General features: G+C 40.0%; 25 protein-coding genes, 1 tRNA gene and 2 pseudogenes. 16 read left to right on the top strand and 12 right to left on the bottom strand.

The genetic code is table 11. The features are described from left to right. The 6 genes and pseudogenes from UYK_RS0114855 to UYK_RS0114830 all read left to right on the top strand — a co-directional run. Positions 1–228: pseudogene (locus UYK_RS0114855) on the top strand (filamentous hemagglutinin); the annotation flags it as partial. A gap of 152 nt (positions 229–380) precedes the next feature. Continuing rightward, positions 381–725 (top strand): hypothetical protein, encoded by a 345-nt coding sequence (locus tag UYK_RS0114850; protein ID WP_009454545.1) that lies wholly within the window; start codon positions 381–383, stop codon positions 723–725. Between the two features lie 180 nt (positions 726–905). Continuing rightward, positions 906–1304 carry a hypothetical protein gene (locus UYK_RS0114845; protein WP_009454543.1) on the top strand — a complete coding sequence of 133 codons (399 nt, stop codon included), beginning with the start codon at positions 906–908 and terminating at the stop codon, positions 1302–1304. A gap of 20 nt (positions 1305–1324) precedes the next feature. Further along, positions 1325–1735, top strand: coding sequence for a hypothetical protein (locus UYK_RS0114840; protein WP_009454541.1), 411 nt, complete (start codon positions 1325–1327; stop codon positions 1733–1735). Positions 1736–1977: 242 nt separating this feature from the next. Beyond that, entirely contained in the window at positions 1978–2466 is a 489-nt protein-coding gene (locus tag UYK_RS0114835; protein WP_009454540.1) for a hypothetical protein, read from the top strand. A 148-nt stretch (positions 2467–2614) separates the two neighbouring features. Continuing rightward, positions 2615–3166 (top strand): hypothetical protein, encoded by a 552-nt coding sequence (locus tag UYK_RS0114830; RefSeq protein WP_016871668.1) that lies wholly within the window; start codon positions 2615–2617, stop codon positions 3164–3166. A gap of 51 nt (positions 3167–3217) precedes the next feature. Here the strand turns inward: UYK_RS0114830 and UYK_RS0114825 are convergent, their stop codons facing one another. The 3 genes and pseudogenes from UYK_RS0114825 to UYK_RS0114815 all read right to left on the bottom strand — a co-directional run bounded on the left by UYK_RS0114825 (position 3218) and on the right by UYK_RS0114815 (position 5733). Beyond that, a complete protein-coding gene (locus UYK_RS0114825; protein WP_016871667.1) occupies positions 3218–3667 on the bottom strand; it encodes a PIN domain-containing protein in 450 nt (149 codons plus the stop codon). Between the two features lie 298 nt (positions 3668–3965). Further along, positions 3966–4232: pseudogene (locus tag UYK_RS0114820) on the bottom strand (3D domain-containing protein); the annotation flags it as partial. 190 nt (positions 4233–4422) lie between these two features. Beyond that, positions 4423–5733, bottom strand: a complete 1311-nt coding sequence (locus tag UYK_RS0114815) for a proton extrusion protein PcxA (protein WP_016871666.1) — start codon at positions 5731–5733, stop codon at positions 4423–4425. A gap of 75 nt (positions 5734–5808) precedes the next feature. Here UYK_RS0114815 and UYK_RS0114810 point away from each other — a divergent pair, with 75 nt between their 5' ends. Then, positions 5809–8055 carry a PD-(D/E)XK nuclease family protein gene (locus tag UYK_RS0114810; RefSeq protein WP_009454530.1) on the top strand — a complete coding sequence of 749 codons (2247 nt, stop codon included), beginning with the start codon at positions 5809–5811 and terminating at the stop codon, positions 8053–8055. A 10-nt stretch (positions 8056–8065) separates the two neighbouring features. Here UYK_RS0114810 and UYK_RS0114805 read toward each other — a convergent pair. Then, positions 8066–8137 (bottom strand) — tRNA-Thr (locus UYK_RS0114805). A 325-nt stretch (positions 8138–8462) separates the two neighbouring features. On the opposite strand from UYK_RS0114805, the gene argF reads away from it, so the two are divergent. The 5 genes from argF to UYK_RS0114780 all read left to right on the top strand — a co-directional run bounded on the left by argF (position 8463) and on the right by UYK_RS0114780 (position 14290). Then, positions 8463–9389, top strand: coding sequence for an ornithine carbamoyltransferase (argF, locus tag UYK_RS0114800; RefSeq protein WP_009454528.1), 927 nt, complete (start codon positions 8463–8465; stop codon positions 9387–9389). 155 nt (positions 9390–9544) lie between these two features. After that, positions 9545–10150 carry a transcriptional repressor LexA gene (lexA, locus tag UYK_RS0114795; protein WP_009454525.1) on the top strand — a complete coding sequence of 202 codons (606 nt, stop codon included), beginning with the start codon at positions 9545–9547 and terminating at the stop codon, positions 10148–10150. Positions 10151–10275: 125 nt separating this feature from the next. Further along, on the top strand, positions 10276–11790 hold the full coding sequence (locus UYK_RS0114790; protein WP_009454523.1) for a DNA phosphorothioation system restriction enzyme: 1515 nt from the start codon (positions 10276–10278) through the stop codon (positions 11788–11790). 242 nt (positions 11791–12032) lie between these two features. Next, the gene (locus UYK_RS26795) at positions 12033–12206 is read left to right on the top strand and encodes a hypothetical protein (protein ID WP_009454522.1); all 174 of its coding nucleotides are present in this window, start codon (positions 12033–12035) and stop codon (positions 12204–12206) included. Further along, the gene (locus tag UYK_RS0114780) at positions 12203–14290 is read left to right on the top strand and encodes an AAA family ATPase (protein WP_016871665.1); all 2088 of its coding nucleotides are present in this window, start codon (positions 12203–12205) and stop codon (positions 14288–14290) included. Before UYK_RS26795 ends, UYK_RS0114780 begins: the two co-directional genes overlap by 4 nt. A 110-nt stretch (positions 14291–14400) precedes the next feature. On the opposite strand, the gene UYK_RS0114775 is transcribed toward UYK_RS0114780, so the two are convergent. The 3 genes from UYK_RS0114775 to rsmA form a co-directional block, all read right to left on the bottom strand. Further along, positions 14401–14706, bottom strand: coding sequence for a DUF3082 domain-containing protein (locus tag UYK_RS0114775; RefSeq protein WP_016871664.1), 306 nt, complete (start codon positions 14704–14706; stop codon positions 14401–14403). Positions 14707–14729: 23 nt separating this feature from the next. Then, the gene (gene ispE / locus UYK_RS0114770) at positions 14730–15677 is read right to left on the bottom strand and encodes a 4-(cytidine 5'-diphospho)-2-C-methyl-D-erythritol kinase (protein ID WP_009454516.1); all 948 of its coding nucleotides are present in this window, start codon (positions 15675–15677) and stop codon (positions 14730–14732) included. Between the two features lie 93 nt (positions 15678–15770). Continuing rightward, positions 15771–16589 (bottom strand): 16S rRNA (adenine(1518)-N(6)/adenine(1519)-N(6))-dimethyltransferase RsmA, encoded by an 819-nt coding sequence (gene rsmA / locus UYK_RS0114765; protein ID WP_016871663.1) that lies wholly within the window; start codon positions 16587–16589, stop codon positions 15771–15773. A 227-nt stretch (positions 16590–16816) separates the two neighbouring features. Here rsmA and UYK_RS0114760 point away from each other — a divergent pair, with 227 nt between their 5' ends. Further along, entirely contained in the window at positions 16817–17611 is a 795-nt protein-coding gene (locus UYK_RS0114760; RefSeq protein ID WP_009454512.1) for an LmeA family phospholipid-binding protein, read from the top strand. A 116-nt stretch (positions 17612–17727) separates the two neighbouring features. Further along, a complete protein-coding gene (locus UYK_RS0114755) occupies positions 17728–18930 on the top strand; it encodes an argininosuccinate synthase (RefSeq protein WP_009454510.1) in 1203 nt (400 codons plus the stop codon). 139 nt (positions 18931–19069) lie between these two features. On the opposite strand, the gene UYK_RS0114750 is transcribed toward UYK_RS0114755, so the two are convergent. Beyond that, positions 19070–19699 carry a DedA family protein gene (locus UYK_RS0114750; protein ID WP_009454509.1) on the bottom strand — a complete coding sequence of 210 codons (630 nt, stop codon included), beginning with the start codon at positions 19697–19699 and terminating at the stop codon, positions 19070–19072. Positions 19700–20448: 749 nt separating this feature from the next. Between UYK_RS0114750 and UYK_RS0114745 the strand changes: the two genes are divergently transcribed. Next, on the top strand, positions 20449–20772 hold the full coding sequence (locus UYK_RS0114745; RefSeq protein ID WP_009454507.1) for an STAS domain-containing protein: 324 nt from the start codon (positions 20449–20451) through the stop codon (positions 20770–20772). 435 nt (positions 20773–21207) lie between these two features. Here the strand turns inward: UYK_RS0114745 and UYK_RS0114740 are convergent, their stop codons facing one another. Both UYK_RS0114740 and rpsF read right to left on the bottom strand, forming a co-directional pair. After that, entirely contained in the window at positions 21208–21768 is a 561-nt protein-coding gene (locus UYK_RS0114740) for an Npun_F5560 family protein (RefSeq protein WP_009454505.1), read from the bottom strand. A 215-nt stretch (positions 21769–21983) separates the two neighbouring features. Then, positions 21984–22304 (bottom strand): 30S ribosomal protein S6, encoded by a 321-nt coding sequence (gene rpsF / locus UYK_RS0114735; RefSeq protein ID WP_009454503.1) that lies wholly within the window; start codon positions 22302–22304, stop codon positions 21984–21986. Between the two features lie 534 nt (positions 22305–22838). On the opposite strand from rpsF, the gene UYK_RS0114730 reads away from it, so the two are divergent. Continuing rightward, positions 22839–23618 carry a fumarylacetoacetate hydrolase family protein gene (locus UYK_RS0114730; protein ID WP_016871662.1) on the top strand — a complete coding sequence of 260 codons (780 nt, stop codon included), beginning with the start codon at positions 22839–22841 and terminating at the stop codon, positions 23616–23618. Here the strand turns inward: UYK_RS0114730 and UYK_RS0114725 are convergent. Beyond that, positions 23615–24094, bottom strand: a complete 480-nt coding sequence (locus UYK_RS0114725) for a Tic20 family protein (RefSeq protein ID WP_009454499.1) — start codon at positions 24092–24094, stop codon at positions 23615–23617. The two genes, UYK_RS0114730 and UYK_RS0114725, sit on opposite strands and share 4 nt — an antisense overlap. Before the next feature lie 87 nt (positions 24095–24181). Next, positions 24182–24379 (bottom strand): hypothetical protein, encoded by a 198-nt coding sequence (locus UYK_RS0114720; protein ID WP_009454497.1) that lies wholly within the window; start codon positions 24377–24379, stop codon positions 24182–24184. Positions 24380–24593 lie beyond the last annotated feature (214 nt).

Below are 24593 nucleotides of genomic sequence, written 5' to 3'. Positions count from 1 at the left end.
ACTGCTAATACTATTGTTAACGATGCTACTCAGACAGCTGTTCAAGGCATTACTAAGATTAAGAATGGTATTTCCTGCCAAGCTACCTTCAACGGTCAAATATCTAATCAGAATCTTTCCCAAAATGGAGCTGCTGTTGGTGTAGTTAATACTGTAGCTAACGTTGGTGGTCAGCTGGCTCAACAAACCGCTACTGAGATTGCTAACGGTATAACCAACTGTAACTGAAGTTAACTAAGGTGGAAAGCGAGATGATCAGATAGGTGCATCTCCCAATCAAAAAATCAAAACTGCCTTAAATCAAGAGGCGTTGCCAACCTTAAGGCAAGCAACGCCAAATCTAAATCAACAAAACACAACAACACAAGAGGTTAAAAGATATGTTCAGTAAAGTTAAAACTTTTGGTTTAGTAGTTACTGCTTTGATTGTAGCTCCTTCTGCTGCTTTTGCTCAAAATATTCAAGGAAATCAGCAAAACATTGATCAAGTTGGTGTTGCAACTGGTCGCGGTAACACAGTTGTTAACAATGCTAATCAGCAGAGCATCCAAAACTCAACCAGCGTAGGTAATGGTTACTGCAAACCAGGTGGTAACGTACAGGTTTCCAACCAAAATATTCAACAAACTGGGGTTGCTATCGGTGAATTTAACACAGTTGTAAATCAAGCGAACCAGCTTTCTGTTCAAGATGCGCTGAAGATAGCTAACGGCTACTGCCGTTAAAATTAGCTGTACAAGCCTAGACAAGCTTAAGTGATGAGGCGTTGTCTATTCTCTAATTCTCTAAGAGTGACAAAACCATTCTATTATTCCAGCAACGCCAACTCAGCTAAGACCAAGGTTAACCGAATTACCTGGTAAAACAAAAAATCGGTTTTTTCTGATATGTGAGGTATTCACGCCATGCCTGCTAAACTTTCAATTTCCATACTTGCACTCTCTGCGCTGATGGTATTACCTGCCGGAATAGCCACAGCAGGCGACATTGACATTCAAAACGGCAATAGTAGGGTAATAGTCGATTCAAACAACGGTATTACGATTAGAAACAATCCCAAATCCACAACAAGCATATATCCTCTGCGCTTGCCTACTTCTGGGGTACGTATCCAAAAAAATGGTGTATACACTGTTCCGACTGTAAAAATTCCTCAAACTGTTGTCGTTCCTCAAACTGTTAAGGTTCCTCAAAACACACGCAGCTACTGTACCGGCAGAACTTTGACTCAACAAAGTGTTCAAAGATCCGTTAACGGTTCCAATAGTACTTACAGTTCTACAACCACATCTACCTGTAAATAGTTCAAGAGGTTACGATCATCATGAAATTTAAGTTTCTTTCTGTGGGTTTGTTCTCACTGACTGTTGTTTCCCCCCTTTTTGCTCCTTCTTTTACTCGTCCTGCATCAGCATTAGGCTGTGTCATCACTGATGTAGCAGTACAAGTAGATGTTAGCGGTTCTAAAACACCAGCTCAGCAAACACATAATCCAAATCAGCAGTTTGGGGAAAATTGTACTGGTAACAGTGTCACCAATACATCTACTCAAGTCAATACTGGCCCTAATTCTGCTCAACAAAATGTAAACAGCAATTCAGTTGTGGGTGGAGGTGCTACCAGTAATACTCCTGGTAAAGGAGATGTAGGTGTAAAAGTTCATGTTCCAGTTGATGTATACAACCCAGCTGCTGACCCCAACTTTCTTAATGGTGTTGGTGTTCCCAAGCGATAAAGCTGATCAGCAAGATACAAATCTAAATATTAACTTTTCCGAAGTATTCTAGTTTAAAAACTTCGGATTAATTAATGTTTTGACTAAGGTCTAAACTGGGTTTTTTACGATAGTTTTGAAATGAGCGCGATCGCTCTATTGTTAAAGACCCGGTTTTTTTGCAGGTTCGTTCAGACCCAAGTTTTCTATCAGCATTCAAGCAGGTGGATGAGTTCCATACCTGTTCTAAACCCCATAAAGCTATGAAAAAGCTATTATTTATTGCCTGCTGCTTAGCTTTGATTGCTAACATTTCCGCAGCTTTGGCTCAGAATTTCATTAGTGTCCAAACCTCTTCTGTTCATGTGGACAGCAATAGTGATGATATGAGAAACTCCAGTACTTTTAGTCAGCAGTCTAACTATTCTTCTGGATATCAAACAAGTTCAGTCAGTTTGAGTGCAACTGATCTTCGTCAACCCCATATTTTGCGGATTAGTACTTCTGGTAGTCAATTGAGTGGTGACGTTCTTTTGAATGGTAAAGTTGTGAAACGACTTAGCAGTAGCCAAGTTGAAATTAATCTATCACCTCTACTATCTGCTGGAGAGCATATAGTTGAAATTTCAGGACGCTATGCTCCTGCATCATCTGGAGTTAGTGTAGAACTGAGTGGTCCTGGTATTAGTTCCTCTCAACAAACAAGTGGCAATGGTCTTTTACATTACACTCTCAACTTAAGTGTACGCTAGTACTGTACGGTAAATTAATATAGCAAGCCTATTGCATAAAGGCAGAAAGCAGAAGAGAATAATGCTGATTACGTTTAGTATTTGGGAGTATTCTTGACTGTTTATTAATTTCTGCCACGCTTTGCTTAGTAAAAAATTACGCAAAAAGATGAAAAAGGGTTTGCTACCGTTGGTATTAAATAATTATTTAAAATTTATTTCTTGTTCTTTATTTATACTGCTTCTAGAAGCTTTAAACCTTTATCCCGCCTATTCCCAAACAGCCAATAGCAATCAATCAGCCACTGTAGGCAATGAATCATCTTTCAATCAAATCTTGCAGTCGAGTCCACAGGTTCCTGTAACTAACTCCAATACCTCCTCAAACAACAATAACTCCAATACGATTAATTATCCCAATATTTATCCTCTCAATTATCTTCCCAATGCCTACGTCAATACTGAGAATGACTTTGGTTTTAATCTTTCCGCAGGTGTGAATACTTTAGACGCTTCTAATGTCACAATTTATCTTGGTATTATCTATCAACCAGGACGAACGCAAGACCACAAGGCGAGGATGACCCGTCTACGTAAAGAAACGGAGTTACTAGAAGTCCACAAGAAAACAATGGAAGCAAATCTGACTTTGTTGCAAAAGCAAATAGAAGAAGCAACGATTCGATTACAACGCTTACAGCAATCATCTACTCAAAAGTAGTTAAGGAATTATTAAGAGGTACAAGGGAGACAAAGGAAATTTGTAGTTCCCTTAGCTAAGCTTGGTGGCTTGTAGCTGACTTTCTAAGTTTGCCCGTACCCACAATTCTGCTACTGACCAAACGCAATATTTATAAGGAGCTTCCGTAAAATCACTTAGTTTATGGGTAACAACTGCATCTAGCTCTTCATAATTAACACAGCACAGTTCAACAGCAGATTCAAAATCTTGAAGAGGTGAAGTGCGTGCTTGCTGGAGAACGGTCTGATCTACATGACAAATTTTTATTTTTTCTTTTAACCAATCGACTACTACTTCTGCTATTTGGTTATCTCGTAAACGACTGGCATAAGTGTATATTTTTTGCCATCCAATATCTGTAATATACATCTGAATCAATGGATGTACCTTATCTAATAATTTACTAACTTCTTCTCCAAAACCGTTACGATTCATCAAAGCTTCTATTATTAGGTCAGTATCAAATATAATCTTGATCACTTTCAACCCCCGATTGCTCGACCAATGTAGCCGATGGTGAGATTTTTATAGTTAATCCCACTTATTTAGGAATATATTGAGATACAAATTGAAGGCATGGTATTTCCGATTTATGCAAAAGTAGTTGGTTGTTGGTTGTTGGTTGTTAGTGGTTGTAGAGAAATGCCATGGCACGTCTCTACATTGGTAAGAGGGAACTCTTAACTGTTAATTCTCAAGAGGAAATAGGTAATTCCTCCCTTCCCTTGTCTGCCTTCCCCACACTTCCCACGGTTCCCACACTGCGCACACTGCCAAACTACGGTTTGAGGAACAAATAATATAGTTGTCCATTGCTGACGGTGACACCTGCGCGATCGCCTACTTGTTTACCAGTAGCCAAAAAATAATCTACTCTGCTTGCTGCTTTAATAGCACCTCCAGTATCTTGATCGAGAACGTAACGACTCACAATACGACGTTCAATTTTGCCGTTGGTTTCTATAAAGTGAAAATCAGCACAAATTAAGGCTAAAGCAGCGGGAAGCATGAGATATTTATCTGTAGCGATTGAACGCTCAGCCACAATCTGCATTCTGGTGGACTGAGTTCCCTATAAGTTAAAGATTTTATGGTTACAAAAAAATTAATGGTACGACGGGGAGACTCAGACAGATAGCAACAAGTTTTTTTGCATATTATATTTTGTTGTTTGTTGATTGTTGTTTGATGTTTAGTTTTGAAATTCCAACCAACTAACAACTACCAACCAATAACTACTCGTTCATGTTGCGGTAGGTAGCAACTGCTGAAGGTGAAATACGATTCAAGTAGCGGAAAATCCAGTATTTGAAGATAGTATCTAAGATAACTGGAAAGGTAGCAATAAATAAGAAGATAAAATCATGATTGGCTGGTAATCCCCAATGACGTGATACTCCTTCTAAAATTACTTCCCAACCATGAGGAGAGTGAAATCCAACAAAAATGTCTGTAAATAAAATGATGATAAATGCTTTGGCGCTATCACTGAGACCATAAACTATATTATCAAAAAAACCTTTGAGTACAGCGATCTCTCTTTTACTAGTTACTAAAAGAAAAACAAATGCAATTACAGATAAAATATCTGCAAAAACGTTTTTGACAGCATTGGCACTTTCTTGACGAAATTTTCCGGCAATTTCTTCTGCCTTTTCCCTGATCTGAGCTTCTATATTTTCTATGGGAACACTAACATTACTCAGCAGATTTTCAAACTTAATTTTTTCTTCAAATCTCTGTAACTCTAGCAGTGCTTGTTCTTCCATTTCTTCATTCAGGAAAATAACTGCTTGTTCAGGGTTTCTAAAATGGTCAATAATTGGTCCAACAACAAAAGCTTTTGATAGCTGATGAGTAAGAATTGGTACGATTATTAACAGTAATATAAATCTAACCGAGATAATAGTTCTTTTTTGAGCAGTACGAAAATTTTGAACAACATTCTGCTCTGCTTGTGGGTCTAATTCTGCTTGCAGACGATAGATAGTATTAAATATAGAACGAGGTAATACACCAGTTGTATCGGTTTTACTCCGTGGTTCTTTATCTAAGTTCTTTCTAGAAATATTTTGTGGTTTTGGTTGAAGTACAAGAGATTCAACTGGTATATCTATAGGTTTGGAAACACGATCTTGGGGGCCAAGTTCTTCCTCAACAAAGGTGTATTTTGCTACGATTCCATCGATAAATCTGAGCTTGTCTAAAATTACTGAAGGATTGAGAGGCTCGATACCTAATTTTCTAAATGCTTTTTGATTTGAATCACTTAACAAATAACGGCTGGCTTTAAACTCCGTTAGCCGCATCCGAATGATTTTTAATTCTTTTTTCAGATCTGACTCAAAATAATCAATAATACTGCTGCTATATGTAGTTGAATGAGAGTCTATTTTGTTACCATTAAAATGCTCATTTTCTATTTTTTGAATTTTCAGGGCAGCCTCATACGCCTTATTCAATGAACGTTCTGGTGTCCGCAGGTATAATTCGTATGCTGCCAGCAAAAAAGTGTAAATTTTTTGACCTAAACCTGAATTACTCATCTTAGGCAATCATCCAGCCTGTTTTTGGTATTTTTTAACCTTAATTTAACGTACGAGGTATCTTAACAAATTCACATGAAGACAGTTGTGTTTTCTCATTCTGTTTGGATTTTTGGTACGAGTCGCAGTGGCAAAACTGCTCGCTTGGTAGAACAGTTCGCTCGCTGGATGCAAGATGAAAATTACGATCAGGAATCATTTTATACTAAAAAAAGTAGAGTCAAAAGTAGCGATCGCTTATCAAAAGCTCTGTATCCTTATCAAAAAGAAGGAACAGTTTTAATTTTGGCTGCTAATGACGATAATCGGCGAGAATTAGCAGATAGACTTGTTACGGCAACTAGAGGACAATATCCAGTACGATGTAAAACTCCTTTGGGTTTTTTTCAGGACGAAGTAATTTTATTTTGGCCTTTATTAGTTCAATATTTAAAGCTAAAGGCACAATTTCCTGTGAGATTGCGTCCAGAAACCGAACAGGAATTGGCAACTAGACTTTGGCGTCCCCGGTTAGATGAGGGGATTTTGCGCCGTGCAGGTACTAGTGAGTACCGTTTGGTACGTCGCATCCTTGACCTATTACAATTGGCAGCTTACAGTGGTACATCGGTAGAAGACATTGGCAGGATTTTAGCAGTAGCCTTAGCACCAGAGGATAATGTCACCAATTTAGAACCAGAATTTTTGTCGGCTTTGCTGCTAGATTGGCGTAACTGGTGTTTGGAACGAGGCTTACTTTCCTACGGAATCATTACAGAACTTTACAATCAATACTTGTTAACCGACTCCAATTACCAGCAAAGACTCAGACAACGCTATCAGGGAATATTGGCTGATGACGTGCAAGATTACCCAGCTGTAGCACGTCACTTGTTTGAGTTGCTTTTAGATGATAAGGCAGTAGGAGCGTTTACCTACAATCCTGATGGGGTAGTGCGCCTGGGTTTGGGTGCAGACCCCAATTATATGCAAGAGTTAGCAGCATACTGTCAGCAAGAAACCTTAACTGACTCACCTTACAATAGCTTGGCACAGAAACTGACAACACCAATGCTAGAAATCCTCACTGAACCAATGACGCTATTGAGCTTACCGGAAGTAGTGCAATCGATTCAAGCTACATCCCGCGCTCAATTGTTGCGACAAACAGCAGAAGTGATTGTGCAGGCTATTAAACAAGGGGAAGTAGAACCAGATCAAGTAGCAGTAATTGCCCCTGGTTTAGATGCGATCGCTCGCTATACTCTCACAGAAATTATCACCAAGCAAGGCATTGCAGTAGAATCACTCAACGACCAACGCCCTCTGATTGCTTCCCCCGTCATCCGGGCTTTACTTACTGTTCTGGCACTAGTATATCCAGGATTAGGACGTTTGGTGGATCGAGATGCTGTAGCGGAAATGTTGGTGGTGTTGAGTCGGGGAGATGGGGAGAAAGATTTCATCCTACCACCCCACCACCCCACCACTCCAGCATCCCATCAACCAAAAATTGATCCGGTACGTGCTGGTTTAATTGCAGATTACTGTTTTCAACCCCATCCAGAAAATCCGAATTTGTTGCCCGTGACATCATTTGATCGTTGGGATCGACTTGGTTATGCAGCGACTACAGCCTACAGTGAGATTTTAAAGTGGCTAGAGGAACAGCGATCGCAACAGGAATTACGTTTAATCCCTAGTCCCATTTCTTTGTTGGATAGGGCTATTCAGCGCTTTTTGTGGGATGGTAGCAATCTAGCTTACGATCAACTGGCAGCGCTGCGGGAATTACTGGAAACTGCCCAACATTACTGGGAAATTGATACAAGACTGCGGCAGATTCCCCAAGCTGAAGAAGCGGGGAAAAATAAAACATCGCGTCTCACCTCCACTGCATCATCTCCTCAAGCTACAATTGCCGAATTTATTCAATTACTCCAGCGCGGTACAATCACCGCTAATCCTTACCCCATCAGTCCGATGGGGGCAGCAGCTAAGGCTGTAACTTTAGCTACTATCTTCCAATATCGTTCAAGTCGGCGTTCTCATCGCTGGCATTTCTGGTTAGATGCGAGTTCACCACTGTGGGCAAAGGGTGGTGCAGCAACTTTGTTTGGTGCGCCTTTCTTTCTGCGAGAGAGGTTAGGTAAACCTTGGACAGTAGAAGATGAACAATTAGCTGAAGAAAAGCGGCTACGCAGAATTTTGGCAGATTTGCTCTCCCGTGTGTCCAAGAGAGTTTATTTGTGTCACAGCGATTTAGCCGTGAATGGACAAGAGCAATTAGGCCCGTTGTTACCTTTGGTCAATGCTTGTGTATCGGTGCTTTCTGGTCAGTGATGGTCTCTAAAGCCAGCAGTCGGATTTGAACCGACGACCTTCCGATTACAAGTCGGATGCACTACCACTGTGCTATGCTGGCATGGCTTTGGTGATCTGATTTACTTCAAGCATTGCACTAATTTACAATTATACCATAAGCTAATTAACTGTCAACTATCAACTTTATGGGGGTAGAATGATAATTTACTTAGTTCGGTTACTCAATTTTTATGTCCAAAGAATGATGAAAATTTCCAAAAATAATGTTGTTTCTCACTGATAAATTGATAAACAAATCTAACTATCACAGCCGTCTCAAACTATAGGTTAGATAGATAAATATTTGGTAGAGTTTTAGAGCGCTACTTCTTGCACGGCAGTGTGCAGAACCGGGAAAATGTAGTTTTTCTTTACAAACGAGAAGCATGGCATTGTTGAGCGGACGAGATTTATTAAGTCTGGCAGACCTCAGTTCCCAGGAAGTTCAAGAACTCCTGCAAATGGCAATCCATTTGAAATCTCAACAGTTAAATTTACGATGTAATAAAGTTTTGGGGCTGTTATTTTCCAAAGCTTCCACTCGCACACGGGTGAGTTTTTCCGTGGCGATGTATCAACTGGGTGGACAGGTAATAGATTTAAATCCAAATGTGACGCAAGTGAGTCGCGGCGAACCTGTGCAAGATACTGCTAGGGTTTTGGATAGATATTTGGATATTTTAGCAATTCGCACTTTTGCACAGCAGGAATTAGATATTTTTGCCCATTATGCCAAAATTCCTGTTATTAATGCTTTGACTGACTTGGAACATCCATGTCAGGTTTTAGCAGATTTATTAACAATTCAAGAGTGTTTTGGCAGTTTATCTGGGCTAACCTTGACTTATGTCGGTGACGGTAATAATGTCGCCAATTCTTTAATGCTAGGTTGTGCTTTGGTAGGGATGAATGTAAAAGTTGCCACACCAAATGGATTTGAACCAAATGCAACAATTATTGAAAAAGCACGAGCGATCGCTAATAATAAAACTCAAGTAATTATCACCAACGATCCTGAAACAGCAACCAAAGGAGCTCATATACTTTACACTGATGTATGGGCAAGCATGGGTCAAGAATCAGAAGCAAATGACCGTCTGCCCATTTTTCAACCCTACCAAATCAACGAGCAGCTATTGAGCCTTGCCGATCCACAAGCGATCGTTTTACACTGTTTACCAGCCCATCGTGGCGAAGAAATTACTAATGCAGTGATTGAAGGTTCACAATCAAGAGTTTGGGATCAAGCGGAAAATCGTATGCACGTACAAAAAGCTTTGCTTGCTAGTATTTTAGGAGCAGAGTCAGAATAAATGATGAATTGTGAATAGGAAATGATAAAGTTTAAGTAAAAATACTGTCTCCTAATTTCATAATTTATAATTAATAATTCATAACTGTGACATAGGGGGGTTTTTTGTAGTACTAATGTTCTAAGGAACATTTATTTTTACCTCCCTACAAATTTATGGAAAGACTAACGGAAGCGCAACAAGAACTTTACGATTGGTTAGCAGAATTTATCCGAGAACATCAGCATTCTCCTTCGATTCGACAGATGATGGAAGCGATGAATTTAAAATCGCCAGCACCAATTCAAAGTCGTTTAGAACATCTGCGCGCCAAAGGATACATTGAATGGAGTGAGGGTAAGGCAAGAACAATTAGAATTTTACATCCATTAAAGCAAGGTATACCGATTTTAGGCACAATTGCTGCTGGCGGTTTAATAGAACCCTTCACCGATGCTGTCGAACATTTCGACTTTTCAAATATGCCTTTACCACCCCAAACCTATGCTTTGCGGGTAGCAGGCGACAGCATGATCGAAGATTCAATTGTTGATGGAGATTTGGTTTTTTTGCGTCCCGTACCAGAACCAGACCAACTTAAAAATGGCACAATTATCGCTGCTAGAGTAGACGGATACGGTACGACATTAAAACGATTTTACAGAAACGGCGATCGCATTATTCTCAAACCTGCCAATCCTAAATACAACCCCATCGAAGTACCAGCCATGCAGGTACAAGTACAAGGTTCCCTTGTTGGTATCTGGCGTATTTATAGTTAGAGGGAAAAGGGAAAACTTGATGGTGGGGAGATTGGGAGAAAGATTTCACCCCATCACCCCACCACCCCACCACCCCATCGCCCCACCCCACCACCTCCTAATCCCCAATCCCCAATCCCCCATCAATGTATCTGACACAGCAAAAAGTCCGCCCAATACCCAGTTTTTCAACCACAGTTAGTAAACCTTCGGGAAACTATCGCCTGAAATTACCATTTGCAGGTGAAAGTAAGGGTAATTATCAAACTCAGCCATCATTACCAGGATGTCCGCAAATGCCAGCATCTTTGCAATTGCGGCAATATCAGCGTCAAGCCATCAATAACTGGTTTGCCAACAACGGCAGAGGTACACTAAAAATGGCAACGGGTAGTGGTAAAACAATTACTGCACTTGCTGTTGCTTGCGAGTTATATAAACAAATTCACTTACAAGCATTATTGGTAGTGTGTCCTTACCGTCATCTTGTCGCTCAATGGGCAAGAGAATGTGAAAAATTTAATTTGCAACCCATTTTGGCTTTTGAGAATTTACGCAGTTGGCAGAGTCAACTGTCTAGTCAACTCTACAACGTACATTCTGGATCACAACCATTCATCACAGTAATCACCACCAATTCCACCTTAATTGGTGATGGTTTCCAATCTCAACTGAAATATTTTCCTGAGAAAACTTTAATTATTGGTGATGAAGCCCATAATTTAGGCGCGCCTAAATTGGAAGAAAGTTTGCCACGTCGTGTAGGTTTGCGCTTAGCTTTATCTGCAACACCAGAAAGATATTTTGACGAAACTGGGACTCAATCTATTTTTAATTATTTTGGTTCGGTTCTCCAACCAGAATTTACTTTAAAAGATGCTATTCATCAAGGTGCTTTAGTACATTATCTTTATTATCCAATTTTAGTCGAATTAACTGAAGCAGAAAGCCGTGCCTATGCAAAAATTACCCAAAAAATTGGTAAGGCTTTACTATACAAGGAAAAAGAAATTGGAGAATCAAATTATTTTGAAGATATTGAAGATTTAAAACCATTATTAATGCAAAGAGCCAGATTAATTGGTGCAGCAGCAAATAAACTAAAAGCGTTGCGTGAATTAATGGCAACTCGTCGTGAAACAAGTCACACGCTTTTTTATTGTGGTGATGGTTCTCAAGAAGTAGGACGGGGTTATAATTTACATCAACTTAAAGAAGTTGCCAAAATATTAGGAGTAGAATTAGGTTACAGAATTAATACCTACACTGCCCAGACTTCTTTAGAAGAAAGAGAGATTTTACGGCGCCAATTTGAAAGTGGTGAATTACAAGGTTTAGTAGCAATTCGCTGTTTAGACGAAGGTGTAGATATCCCTGCAATTCAAACAGCTGTAATTTTGGCAAGTTCTGGTAATCCTCGGCAATTTATCCAGAGACGTGGACGAGTTTTGCGTCCTCATCCAGGCAAAGAAAGGGCAACAATTTTTGACATGATTGTTTTACCACCAGATTTAGACAGAAAAACTTTAGAAGTAGAACGCAATTTATTAAGAAAAGAATTACGGCGCTTTGTAGAATTTGCTGATTTAGCAGACAATGCTGGTGAAGCAAGAATTAAGTTGCTTGATTTGCAAAAGCGATATGGGTTATTGGATGTTTGAAGGAAGAGATGGGGAGACAAGGGGGACAAGGAAGAAATTACCTATTTCCTGTTAAGAGTTCCCTCTTACCTAGAACCAACTACTCACCACTTTACAGACGTGCCATGGTACGTCTCTACAACTACTAACAATCAACAACCACTAACAATGATGTAAAAGAGACAGTACCTCTACGGATGCGATCGCAATCTTATCCGTGATTAAAATATAAAAAATCACATTCTTATCTAAATAAGCAAGTAATGAATCATCAGCCCAACATAGATGATGTTCAAGAACCAATAGTAACTGCTCCTCCAGAAGTACGGCAAATCATCGAACAAGTATGGCAATTAGAAAAAAGCAGGTTAGATAAAAAAAGTAACAGCCATATCAATGATGATATTTTAAGGATTGTGAAGGATGCTGTGCGATGAAGCTCATTTCCATTAAGCTGTGTAACTTTCGCTCCTTCTATGGAAAAACCCCAGAAATTATATTTGCTCATGGAGATATTCGCAACACGACAGTAATTCATGGTAATAACGGCGCAGGTAAAACTAATTTTTTGAACGCATTTACTTGGGTATTGTACGAGAAATTTAGTGCTGCTTTTGCCTCAGCAGAACAGTTAGTAAATAAGCGGGCGATCGCTGAAGCAAAAATTGGGCAACCTATAGAATGTTGGGTAGAAATTATCTGGGAGCATGATAATAAATGCTACCGCATTAAACGTGCTTGTCGGGTTTATAAAAATGAAAGTTACTTTGAACCCGGAAAAACAGAATTGAGTATGTGGGTAGGTAGAGATGATGGTTCTTGGTATTTTGTCCCACCCAATCAAAACTTAGAAGATATTATTAATCAAATATTGCCTAGCAGCTTACACCAGTATTTCTTCTTTGATGGAGAGCGTATAGAACATATTGTCCGTTCTGATAAAAAAGCTGAAATTGCTGAAGCTACAAAAATTTTGTTGGGAGTTGAAGTAATTAATCGCTCTATTAGACATTTGAGCGAAGCTAAAAAAACGCTAGAAAATGAGTTAAAAATTATTGGTGATTCCGAAACTAAACAGCTTCTCAAACAACAAGCCAAAATTGAGCAAGAAATTGAGCGAATTAACAAACGGCAAACGGAGATTAAGCAAGAATTAGAATATCAACAAACTATTAAAAAAGAAACTAATAATCGTTTGCGAGAACTCAGTGCTGCCAAAGAATTACAAGAAAGACGACAGGATTTAGAATCACAAAAATCTTTAAATCAAGAAGAACTAAAAAAAAAGTGGAATGCGCTGAAAAAAACGATTTCCACACGTGGTTATACAGTCTTTCTTTCAGAAACTACAGTTCAATTTCGAGACATCATTGCAGATTTCAAGCAACGAGGTGAATTAACCTCTGGAATCTCGCGGGAATTTATACATAATTTACTTGATTCTCAACGTTGCATTTGTGGTACTCCCTTACATGAAGGAACCCATGCACACACAAATATTAAAAGCTTGTTAGAAAAAGCAGGCTCATCAATAGTAGAAGAAACTGCTATTCGGATGAATGCTCAAGTTGATGAAATTGATAAACAAGCAACAGGATTTTGGGAAGAAGTTGATCGAGAACAAGCAGGAATTAATCAGTTACGACAAAGCATATCTCAAATTGAAGCAGATTTAGATAACATCCAAGAAAGGTTACGAAAAGACCCTAGTGAAGAAATTCGCAACTTACAAAAACGCTTGGATGAGATAGAAGAAAAAATTACTGATTTAACCTTAGAACAAGGTGCAAATCAACAGCAAATAGCCAACTACAAAACCGAAATTGAAAGCTTAAATAAACAAATTACTAGACAAAAATTTAATGAAGAACGCCAAGCACTAGCACAGCGCCGAATTGTTGCTACCCAAGATGCAATTGATAGATTAAATTTAGTCAAAGCACGCCAAGAACAACAATTTCGCTTGCAACTAGAAAAGCGAGTCCAAGAAATATTTAGCGAAATCTCATTTACGCCTTACATTCCTAAAATCAGCGACAAATACGAGCTGATGCTAGTAGAAAAGACAGCGGGTACAGAAGCACCAGTCGCTGCTTCCACTGGCGAAAATCAAATTCTCAGTTTATCTTTTATTGGCGGAATTATCGATAGGGTAAGGGAGTGGAGTCAAAGAAAAATGTTAATGGTTCCAGATACTAGCACCTTACCGATAGTCATGGATTCACCTTTTGGTAGTTTGGATGTAATTAATCGCCGTCAGATTGCGAAGATAATTCCTAAATTAGCAAATCAATTAGTTGTGTTAGTAACTAAAACCCAATGGCGAGGTGAAGTAGAAGCAGAAATAGCCGAGAGAATTGGTAGAGAATATATCTTAGTTTACTATTCTTCTAAACCTGATTGTGAACAAGATTATATAGAGTTAGGAGGAGAAAAATATCCTCTTGTTAAACAAAGCCCCAATGAATTTGAGTATACAGAAGTGATTGAGGTGAACCGTAACAATTTAGCATCACCCTGAACTAAACAACAAGCAGTATTAGTATTTTTAAACGCACCAGGAACACAGAGTGTTTGCTAAAGAGAATTGTAAAGTATTTACCGCCTTGCACGCTGGTCGATTTTTAGGACTTAAGACTCACGCTTTACTAGTTGCTGGAAAAATAGCTGAATAGCCAAAGCTACTAAACCAATAGCAACAATGGCAAATACTCCAGAACCCAAAGCAGCTATACCCAAAACTAAAGTACGCACAGCAGAGGAAATTCTCAGCACAATTACATTATCAGAATGAAGCGGCTTGGCAGCAAAACTAGTAGCGATCGCACTCATCAGAAAATAAGCAGCAAATGCTAAACTTCCGGAAATCACAGCGCCGATTAAACTACGTAAGGGGGTGGCTTTAGCTTGCGTTTGAGTCTCTTCTGGTTCACTCATAAAAATTACCCGACTGATAACTGTTAAGATGCTATCTTAATGCCGTGTGTGACAAACTCAGTCACAAACAATTCTAAATCTTCATCAGGTATTGCTTCCCTGACACGCTGCTTAACTTGTTCTGCTTGCTGCTTTGACTCGCACAGTGCAAACACACTCGGTCCAGAACCAGACATCATTGTACCTAAAACATTCTCCTGACTAGCAAATATCTCACGTAGTTGCATAACTTGCGGATAAGCTGGTAGTACTACCTTTTCTAAATCATTGTGCAATCTCTCGGCGATTTCTTTGACATCTTGATGCAAAATCGCTTTCACCATTCCCCCAGAATGTACAGCATCAGCACGCGCAGCCAAACTTTCTTTATCCTTGATATACGAACTACCAAATGAGGCGCGGTAGGCTTTATAAGCCCAAGCAGTCGATACTTCTAAACTACGGTACTTTGCCAATACTATATATATATTGTTTAAACCAGCTAGAGTAGAAAGTTGCTCACCTCTACCTGTAGCGATCGCAGTACCACCAGCTACACAAAACGGTACATCGGAACCTAAAATCGCTCCCAGTTCTTCTAATTCCGATTGAGTGAGTCCTAAGTTCCACAACAAGTCTATACCTACCAAAACCGCTGCTGCATTTGTTGAACCTCCAGCCAACCCAGCAGCAACAGGAATACGTTTGGTAATGGTAATATCTATACCACCATACTTAGCATAAGCATCGGGAAATTCTGCTGCCATGAGTTCAGCAGCACGGTATGCTAAATTACTTTTATCTGTCGGTACTTGCGGATGATTGCAGCGAACGCGAAGGTTGTCAGTGCTACCTGCATGGATCTCAATTTGATCAGCAAGGCTAATACTTTGCAGTATCATTGCTAACTCGTGGTAACCGTCAGGGCGATCGCCTATGATTTCCAAATATAAGTTGATTTTTGCAGGAGCAATCAGGGTGTAAGAACGCATTTTTGGATATGGGGAGATGGAAAGAGTATGGCGAGTGTGATAAATAGAATCATAACTACTAACTACTAACCATCAACAACCAACTACTAACCACTAACTATTAACCTCTAATTGATTACTTAAGGCAACCCATTGCCCGATGCTAAGTTCTTCAGCACGAGCCTGAGGATTTACTTCTAATTGTTCCAGTAATTGGGTCAAGCGATCGCGTTTTACTACCGATTGCAAATTATTTCGTAACATTTTACGCTTTGCTGCAAAACCCAATTTTACCAGAGTCTCTAGTTTCCGAGGATCTTGGGCTGCGGGTTCGATTTTTCGGGGTATTAATCGCACTACCGCAGAGTCTACCTTAGGCGGTGGGTAAAATGCTTTTGCTGGCACAATACTGATTAATTCACACTCGGCTAAATATTGTACCCGCACTGTCAATGCCCCACATGCTTTTGACCCTGGTTTTGCTACAAGTCTTTCTGCTACTTCTTTTTGTACCAACAGCACAATTAAATCATATAGTTCTGGGTTAGGGTTAGCAATTGTACCCAGGATTTTTTCGATAATTGGCCCGGTGATATTGTAGGGAATATTAGCAACAACTTTATTGGGGTTTTGGAAAGCTGGATAACCTTCTAGCAAAGATGGTACATCCAACTCTAAAAAATCTCCCTGTAGAAGTAAGAAATTTTCGCGCTTACCCAATTCTTTAGCCAAATGCTCGCACAAGTCGCGGTCAATTTCAACTGCAACTAAAGATTGTACTAAGGGTAATATACGGCGAGTCAAAATGCCAGTGCCAGGTCCTATTTCTAAGATACGATCGCCCTGTTCCAATTTTGCAGCTTGAATAATTTCTGCAAGTGCCTTTTCACTTTTGAGCCAATGCTGAGCAAATACTTTGCGCGGTCGTACCATTTATTTTACTCTTTCTACCGTATTTTTGATTCGATAGGTGGTTAGCAACAGCGTCACGCACCTACACCAATTATGCTTAGCGATCGCACTTGTAGCAAAAGCCATTAGTGATTTGCCAGGATTGTTTCAGTCACACATAACCATCAGCACAACCAATCACTAGATGGTTGCTGTTCTCTTCACAATTTGTTACAAAAATACAAAGAACTTCTAGAGACATCAACCCAATGTTCGGCGGACTTACTGGTTTAACAAATCCAAAAGGCACAGACTGGGGAGAACAGATACTCAACACTGTTGTTACCCAAACAATTCGCCACCTGTTCACCAAAAGCGAGTCAGTAGAAGTCTTTGTCCGCTGTCACCCTTCCAGCAAGCTATTGCAAGGCAGCATTGATAGTTTCACAATGAAAGGCCGTGGCTTGGTTATCCGTAGAGATTTTGCTGCTGAAGAAATTTTTATAGAAACCGATGCTGTCGCCATTGACTTTAGCTCTGTTTTAAGTGGCAAACTGCGTCTGAGACAACCGACACAAGCGATCGCTCAAGTTGTATTGACAGAAGATGGTATCAACCAGGCATTTAAAGCAGAGCTAGTCACCAAGCGATTGTTGAACCAATCCTTACCTGCTTTGACTGTATTCTCTGGTGGTAAGCCAGTCTCTTTCAATGACGTTCAAGTAGAACTATTGCCGGAAAATCGCCTACGAATTTTGGCAAAAGCAGATTTAAATAACGGTGAACTCGTGCCAATGAGTATGACTGTAGCTGTGGGTATTGAAAGGCGACGGCGTATTTCTTTTACCAATCCAGAAATTGACCTTGAACAAGTACCAGAAGCACAACGAGAACTTTCCCAAAACTTGAGTTTGGCCTTAGTCGAAATTCTAGATAACATGGTTGATTTGGATCGCTTTGACTTGGATGGAGTCAAGATGCGGCTGAATCGTTTAGAAACCGAAGGAAAACGATTAATTTTCAGTGGATATGCGGAGATTGAGCGTATACCCCGGAGTGGGTAATATGATTTTGGATTTTGGGATAATTTGCTACCCAATATCTTTAAATGAACAAAATATGCAAGGCCTATTTGGATATAATATTGACTCGATTCTTTGTTTTTTGACTGGAGAAGCTAATGGGTCGCGCCAAAAAGGTTGTCCTGGCATATTCTGGCGGAGTAGATACATCGGTGTGCATTCCCTACCTCAAGAATGAGTGGGGTGTAGAAGAAGTAATTGCCCTAGCAGCAGACTTGGGACAGGGAGATGAATTAGAACCAGTCCGAGAGAAAGCCCTAAAATCAGGTGCGAGTAAGTCATTAGTGGCAGATGTCAAAGACACGTTTGTCAAAGATTATGCATTTCCTGCCATTCAAGCCAACGCGCTTTACGAAAATCGTTATCCTCTGGCAACAGCCTTAGCCCGTCCGTTGATTGCTAAGGTTTTGGTAGAAACAGCAGAAATATACGGTGCTGATGCGATCGCTCACGGCTGCACTGGTAAAGGTAACGATCAGGTGCGTTTTGATGTATCTGTTGCAGCCCTGAACCCAAATCTGAAAATTCTCGCACCTGCACGGGAATGGGGTATGAGTCGTGAGGAAACAATTGCTTACGGAGAAAAGTTTGGCATTCCTGCACCCGTGAAAAAGTCTTCTCCTTACAGTATTGACCGCAATTTACTTGGTCGGAGTATCGAAGCAGGTATTCTGGAAGATCCCACAGTGGAACCACCAGAAGAAATTTATTTATTGACAAAAGCGATCGCTGACACTCCCAACGAACCAGAATACATTGAAATTGGTTTTACTAGAGGTATTCCTACCAGCCTCAACGGTGAAACAAAAAGGCCCATTGAGTTAATCGAACAACTTAACCAAGTTGCAGGAAATCACGGTGTTGGGCGCATCGACATGATCGAAAATCGTTTGGTGGGGATTAAATCGCGGGAAATTTACGAATCTCCCGCAATGGTGATATTAATTCAAGCCCATCGTGATTTAGAAAGCCTGACTCTCACAGCAGATGTTACCCATTACAAGCGGGGTATTGAAGAAACTTACAGCCAAATGATTTACAACGGCTTGTGGTACAGTCCCCTGAAAGCAGCCCTAGATGCTTTTATTCAAAAAACCCAAGAGCAAGTCTCTGGAACAATTCGGGTGAAGTTATTTAAGGGTAACGCTACCATCGTTGGGCGTCATTCGGAAAATTCTTTGTACACTCCTGACTTGGCAACCTACGGAGCTGATGACAAATTTGATCATAAAGCAGCGGAAGGCTTCATTTACGTTTGGGGTCTACCGACTCGGATTTGGGCAGAGCATAGAAGGGGATAGGGGATCAGAGATCGGAAAAAGAAAGGGGACAAAGAGGACAAGGAAGACAATATAGAGAGTATTATTACTCCTCACACTCCCCATCACCCCCCAACCCCACAAAGTGGGGACCCCTAGCCCCCATCACCCCATCTCCCTATCACTCTCCTGCTGGGTTATTAGCTTGTCTAGCCTCTAACCACAAGGGAATAATGATAAAAGCTGCAAGGATTAATAACGCAGCGATCGCGAATTTACTTACCCAAGCAACTAACTGCTCCAGAGAGACGATTGTGCCAGCAAAGAATGATAGTGTCACCATCACACTAGCCCACACAGTTGCACCTAATATGTTATAAAAACAGAATTTTCCAAAAGGCATTTCAGCTATACCAGCCATAGGGGCGGCAAAAATTCTCAACAGGGCAAAGAAACGCCCAAAAAATACTGCTTTTGCCGCATTTTCGCTAAATTGCTCTTTTATACTCAACAGCCGGGCTTCAGAGAATCTAAACAGGCTGCCAAATCGCACTAACATTGACCAACCGCCAGTTCTACCAATCCAATAACCGCAAATACCACCAATCACTGCTCCCGTAACAGCATCACCTAGAACTAGCCAGTAATTTAATTCATGACTACCAGCTAGGAACCCACCGACTAGGGTTACGGTTTCACCAGGAATGGGAATGCCCAAGTTCTCTAACAATATTCCGAAAAAAATTGCCCAGTATCCATATTCATGGGCAATCCTTTGGATATTTTCTAACGAGATAAATTCCAAAGACATTCAGCACCGCAGCCTTTACAAATGTTTACCTTCACTATATCTTGGCTTGTTCTCTGATGGTGTGTCAATCAAGCCTTTGAGAGAAACATGAACCAAAGTCAGACAATTTTGTTTGGATTGACCCTACCGATCAATCCGCCGGATTTTGGATTTTCGATTTATTCCACGGATAAATCCGCTTTCTTGCAGCATCAAGGGATAGTTGGTCAAGTATCTGTAAGAACTTAAAAAAAACTTTATCAAAATCATCAGTTTAGACGCATATAATATCCAAATGTTAACTAAATCACAGAGTAGAAATGTTACAAAGTAACGACGACATTTTTTGAAAGAGTCTGCTTCAACTCATTAATTAGTCGGAGTTTTTGGAATATTTATCCTTTACCTAAGAATATATTTAGTATCATTTTTGACGCAAATTGACACAATTTCTGTAGATTAACTATATACCACATCGGAACACCTACTGATATTAAGCAAAATTTTTTTATTAAAAGTTTATAAACATCTGGGATAAATATAAAAATTTTGTAAAAGATACGGATACTACTGAAATTCTCAGATGCTTATGCCTATATTGGGGAAAGTTAAGACAAATTATACGGCATGAATACTGAAAATATTCGTCTCAACCGTACTACTGTAAGTTACCAGCTTTTAGGATAAATCAGTATTTTTACGGTTGTACATGAAGCAGTTTTTATGCTCATTTTTTGTTTTTTATCGATTCAATTACCCCAAGAAAATTTATGACTCTCATATCAGAACGCCAAATTATCCTGTTTAAGCCTCAAGGACGCATGGACTTAGAGGGTGGTGTGGCTTTAAGCAAAAAGATGGCTGAAATATTACCTAAACGTGATCAACTCTGGGTAATTGACTTAGCTGAGGTGGATTTTATGGATAGTTCCGGCTTAGTAGCTTTAGTTAATGGTTTTAAGGCTGCACGACAAAATGGTTGTCGTCTAGTGCTGTGCAATGTACAAACACCTGTGAGGTTAGTTTTGGAACTCACTCAACTGGATTCAGTATTTGAAATTGTTCACAATCCAGAGGAAAATCGGGTTTTGTGAACAAAAGTAGTTTGCAGCCGATATGTTAAAAGTGCCATTTCACAAATGAAAACTCATGGTTAGGTCAATCAATTTTCGATTTTAGATTGGCGATTTAAAATTCTAGATTGACTGCACCGATAAGGAAATGCAGCTTGAAGATTTTAGATTTGGGAATTTAGATTTGTACAACCCTTGTTAAAACGCGGTATTAACCGAAAAACCTCAATCCAAAATCCAAAATCCAAAATCTAAAATTGGCACGGTCAAGCAGTGGCTTTGCAGTATGGCTTTCGCACTTCATAAACTACCCGAAATAGCTAGCGTGGGAACAAATTTTCCTATAATCTTTTTGGCTAGAGCTGTTAATTCTCTAAACAACTGGTGTTTTGGCTGTGAGTACTAATAAATCATAAAGGCTGCCCTGCCACATGCTGACGTAGCCAAAATAAAAATTTAGGCATTTTGCACAGTAGAAATATTGCTTGCGTCGGATGCCATCGGCGGGAAATTTGGTAAATCTATACCACTGTGAGAAGTGGTACGAGTTTTCAGCGCCAAACGATAACTCACACTTTGCAGCTCAGCCTGTAACCGGCGATTTTCTCGTTGTAGCATTGCTACTTTTTCTCTGACAGGAGCCATACGCTCTTCAAACTTACGACGATAAATTTGTGGTAACTCCTGTACTACTTGCTCTAACATCCGGCTGCGATCGGTTAGTTCTTGCACCGACTGACGCAACTGATAAATTTCGGCGTCTCGAGTTGCAATTTGTTCTTGATAAAAAGTTACTTGTTGTTCAACTGCTTGTAGTTGTTCTCGCAAAGTTTGAAGCTGACTTTGATAACGCTCAGACATATCTGGCTGGGGCATAAAGTTAGTGTTACCCTTGACCAGTCGGAACAGTTCTTGAGACAGCTGTTGCACTAATTGATCGCGAAGTTGCAATTCTTGACGCAACTTCGATACTTCTGTAGAGAGAGCTTGAATATTGGAGTGATCAGTTTGGCTCACAGTGGCAACTAGCTCCGGTGAATAATCTTTCCCCTTTTAGGTATAAACGCGGTTGTACTGCTTTTAGCTAGTACTTCCAAGTACTAGTTAATTTAGCATTCCCGGAGAAATTGGCAAGTGGAAAAACGATTTTTTTTACTTTTTTTGAAATATAAATTTTTAGTTGTTAGTTGTTAGTTGTTAACACTAACTACTAACCACTAACTACTATCTAACTATGCTGCTTCTGTAGAAGCTTTTGGCTCTTTTACTTGTTGGTTAATTGTTAGGTAGCGAATCACTTCCTCGCTCAGACGCATGGCGCGTTCTAGCACCGCAATCACTTTGCCTGGACCAGTATAGTTGAGTTGGATATAGATGCCATCTCTTTGCTTTTTAATTTCATAAGCTAAACGACGCTTGCCTCGATTCTGACTTTGGATGTTGTCAGCTCCTTGTTCCCGCAACAAGTTCTCATACTTAGAAATAATTTGCTCTACCTGTTCATCCCCTAAATCAGGACGCAGGATGTACATTGTTTCATAAACTGTTTGCATGGTTTTGATCTCCTTTTGGACTATGTGGCTGCTGATGTCAATAGGAATTAATTGTAAAAATTTATACAAAAACCTATTTATATATACAGCAACAAGGAATTATGATCATACAGGAAAGTTGTACAGTGTGAAATCCCATTTGTCAATATTTAGGAGTTTTACACAATTTCTGAGTGTAGCGTTTTTAAGACTGAAATTAAAATATGATTCAACAAGGAGGTGAGTAGTAACAATTTTGGATTTTGCGTGCGAGAAGCCCTACTCTTGGAAAAACCATCTCCTGTCCACGCGTCTTTTGGGTTCAACTGCTTATACCTAGTTGGTGTTCAGTTGACATGCATTGGCAAAACGAGCAAGCTGGAACTGCATACAGCTTCAACCCACTTTATGTTTGCCCTTGCTAATTAGGTAATTAGGTGATTCGGCACACCACTTCTGATACTGGTAAAGTTAGTCATGAGTTTATAGACTTTGGACTGTAGACAATTGACTCGAGAAGCGATTTGATTACAAATAGAGGTATTCATCAAGGTTATGGCGCAGCGCTTTGTGCGAGTTCAAAATCCAGAAGGGCAGATTTACTATGGTTTGCTACAACTTTCCATGAAAGTGCAGGTGCTGGATGCTCCACCCTGGTTACAAGGTCAACCTACGGATTTGATTTTAGAGCCAGATGATTATGAAATTTTAGCTCCCTGTGCGCCTTCAAAAATCATAGCTGTCGGCAAAAATTATGCGGAACATGCGGCGGAAATGGGAACTGAGGTGCCTGCTGAACCACTGATTTTTCTCAAACCACCCACATCTGTAATTGCTTCGTTAGGAAAAATTCATTATCCACCACAGTCACAACGAGTAGACTATGAAGGAGAACTGGCATTAGTTATTGGCGATCGCGCTTTTAATTGCACACCTAAAGAAGCCCAAATGAAAATTTGGGGTTACACAATCGCCAATGATGTCACGGCGCGGGACTTACAAAAAAAAGATAGTCAATGGACACGAGCAAAAGGTTTTGATTCGTTCTGTCCCCTTGGCCCGTGGATTGTCCGGGAATTAAGCCCAGGAGCTAGATTACAGACTTTCTTAAATGAAGAGCCGACTCCTGTACAATCTGCCACTATAGATCAAATGGTTTTTCCTCCAGACTACCTTGTGTCCTACATCAGTCAGATCATGACACTATTACCGGGGGATATTATACTGACAGGTACACCTGTGGGAGTTGGGCCTCTGAATGTAGGCGATCGCGTCCGTATAGAAATCGAAGGCATTGGTCGTCTGGAAAACACAGTAGTGGTAGTTGATACCTAGCGTGGCAGTTGCATGTATACTGCATCAGAAATGGCGGGAATTTCTGCGTAACGCCCTAACAGCGACTGGATCATAGAATATACACATGCTGCCACTATGCCTAGAAAAACAGTAGTGTATAAGGTCTGGACAGCAAAACCTCCAGCTGGAAGCAGTCCAACAACATCAGTGAGGACACCAAACAAGAAAACTATAATGTCCAGTAGAATTGCCTGCATAGTGTTGAAACGAATAAAATGACTGATTTTTTCGTTTCGCACCACAAAGATAAATAAAGCAAAGAAAATAATCAATCCAGCATAGCGAACGCCATAGTAAATTCTCAATAATGGCAGCAAGGGCAAAAATAAATATTGCACGGGTGGAAACTGGGTGAGAAAAAATTGACCAAATGCAAAAACTTCAACAACAGGAAGCAAATAAGGCAAGCAAGCAAAAATCCTGTCTTTAACTGTTGTAGACCCACGCCAAGTCATACTGCGCTCTCCTATGGTTAAAATTCAATAGTCACATGAACCTAGAATAACGCAGTTGATCTGTTGATTATTTCCACTAAATTAGCTTTATTCAATATTAACAATGCGGAAACCCATCATACACTCATACTGAACTGGTTGACGCTCAGACATTTTACTAACTGTATGACCACAGCGTAGCTGACCTTGGCGCCAACGAGGTTGACCACTACTATCAGCGAGCAAACAAGACTGACAAACTTGCTGAGGGGCAAGGATCTGATCTTCCATTAAAATTACTAGCATCCAATCCCTCCTATAACTCCTCAATAGTTCCCTGTATTTCCTCTAAGGTTGATATTTCGGATTGTAGATTCTAATTTAGTAGCAGTTGTACTTAACTATCGACCCCTACACTTGCGAGCTAACTTATCTGTTAAATCGCTCAGAAATCTATTGCTCAGTTTTCAAACCAATTTGAAAATATGCAGTTGATAACAATCCAGTAAAACTAGTTTTA

The sequence above is a fragment of the Fischerella thermalis PCC 7521 genome (genome assembly GCF_000317225.1).
Classification (GTDB): Bacteria; Cyanobacteriota; Cyanobacteriia; order Cyanobacteriales; family Nostocaceae; genus Fischerella; species Fischerella thermalis.
The sequence above is the reverse complement of the archived record's forward strand: the minus strand, read 5'-3'. Positions and strand labels throughout refer to the sequence as shown.

Excerpts from the sequence above, each read along its gene's own strand:
- UYK_RS0114850 (WP_009454545.1), top strand. The coding sequence starts at position 381 with ATGTTCAGTAAAGTTAAAACTTTTGGTTTAGTAGTTACTGCTTTGATT.
- UYK_RS0114845 (WP_009454543.1), top strand. The coding sequence starts at position 906 with ATGCCTGCTAAACTTTCAATTTCCATACTTGCACTCTCTGCGCTGATG.
- UYK_RS0114840 (WP_009454541.1), top strand. The coding sequence starts at position 1,325 with ATGAAATTTAAGTTTCTTTCTGTGGGTTTGTTCTCACTGACTGTTGTT.
- UYK_RS0114835 (WP_009454540.1), top strand. The coding sequence starts at position 1,978 with ATGAAAAAGCTATTATTTATTGCCTGCTGCTTAGCTTTGATTGCTAAC.
- UYK_RS0114830 (WP_016871668.1), top strand. The coding sequence starts at position 2,615 with ATGAAAAAGGGTTTGCTACCGTTGGTATTAAATAATTATTTAAAATTT.
- UYK_RS0114815 (WP_016871666.1), bottom strand. The coding sequence starts at position 5,733 with ATGAGTAATTCAGGTTTAGGTCAAAAAATTTACACTTTTTTGCTGGCA.
- UYK_RS0114810 (WP_009454530.1), top strand. The coding sequence starts at position 5,809 with ATGAAGACAGTTGTGTTTTCTCATTCTGTTTGGATTTTTGGTACGAGT.
- argF (WP_009454528.1), top strand. The coding sequence starts at position 8,463 with ATGGCATTGTTGAGCGGACGAGATTTATTAAGTCTGGCAGACCTCAGT.
- lexA (WP_009454525.1), top strand. The coding sequence starts at position 9,545 with ATGGAAAGACTAACGGAAGCGCAACAAGAACTTTACGATTGGTTAGCA.
- UYK_RS0114790 (WP_009454523.1), top strand. The coding sequence starts at position 10,276 with ATGTATCTGACACAGCAAAAAGTCCGCCCAATACCCAGTTTTTCAACC.
- UYK_RS26795 (WP_009454522.1), top strand. The coding sequence starts at position 12,033 with ATGAATCATCAGCCCAACATAGATGATGTTCAAGAACCAATAGTAACT.
- UYK_RS0114780 (WP_016871665.1), top strand. The coding sequence starts at position 12,203 with ATGAAGCTCATTTCCATTAAGCTGTGTAACTTTCGCTCCTTCTATGGA.
- UYK_RS0114775 (WP_016871664.1), bottom strand. The coding sequence starts at position 14,706 with ATGAGTGAACCAGAAGAGACTCAAACGCAAGCTAAAGCCACCCCCTTA.
- ispE (WP_009454516.1), bottom strand. The coding sequence starts at position 15,677 with ATGCGTTCTTACACCCTGATTGCTCCTGCAAAAATCAACTTATATTTG.
- rsmA (WP_016871663.1), bottom strand. The coding sequence starts at position 16,589 with ATGGTACGACCGCGCAAAGTATTTGCTCAGCATTGGCTCAAAAGTGAA.
- UYK_RS0114760 (WP_009454512.1), top strand. The coding sequence starts at position 16,817 with ATGTTCGGCGGACTTACTGGTTTAACAAATCCAAAAGGCACAGACTGG.
- UYK_RS0114755 (WP_009454510.1), top strand. The coding sequence starts at position 17,728 with ATGGGTCGCGCCAAAAAGGTTGTCCTGGCATATTCTGGCGGAGTAGAT.
- UYK_RS0114750 (WP_009454509.1), bottom strand. The coding sequence starts at position 19,699 with ATGTCTTTGGAATTTATCTCGTTAGAAAATATCCAAAGGATTGCCCAT.
- UYK_RS0114745 (WP_009454507.1), top strand. The coding sequence starts at position 20,449 with ATGACTCTCATATCAGAACGCCAAATTATCCTGTTTAAGCCTCAAGGA.
- rpsF (WP_009454503.1), bottom strand. The coding sequence starts at position 22,304 with ATGCAAACAGTTTATGAAACAATGTACATCCTGCGTCCTGATTTAGGG.
- UYK_RS0114730 (WP_016871662.1), top strand. The coding sequence starts at position 22,839 with ATGGCGCAGCGCTTTGTGCGAGTTCAAAATCCAGAAGGGCAGATTTAC.
- UYK_RS0114725 (WP_009454499.1), bottom strand. The coding sequence starts at position 24,094 with ATGACTTGGCGTGGGTCTACAACAGTTAAAGACAGGATTTTTGCTTGC.
- UYK_RS0114720 (WP_009454497.1), bottom strand. The coding sequence starts at position 24,379 with ATGCTAGTAATTTTAATGGAAGATCAGATCCTTGCCCCTCAGCAAGTT.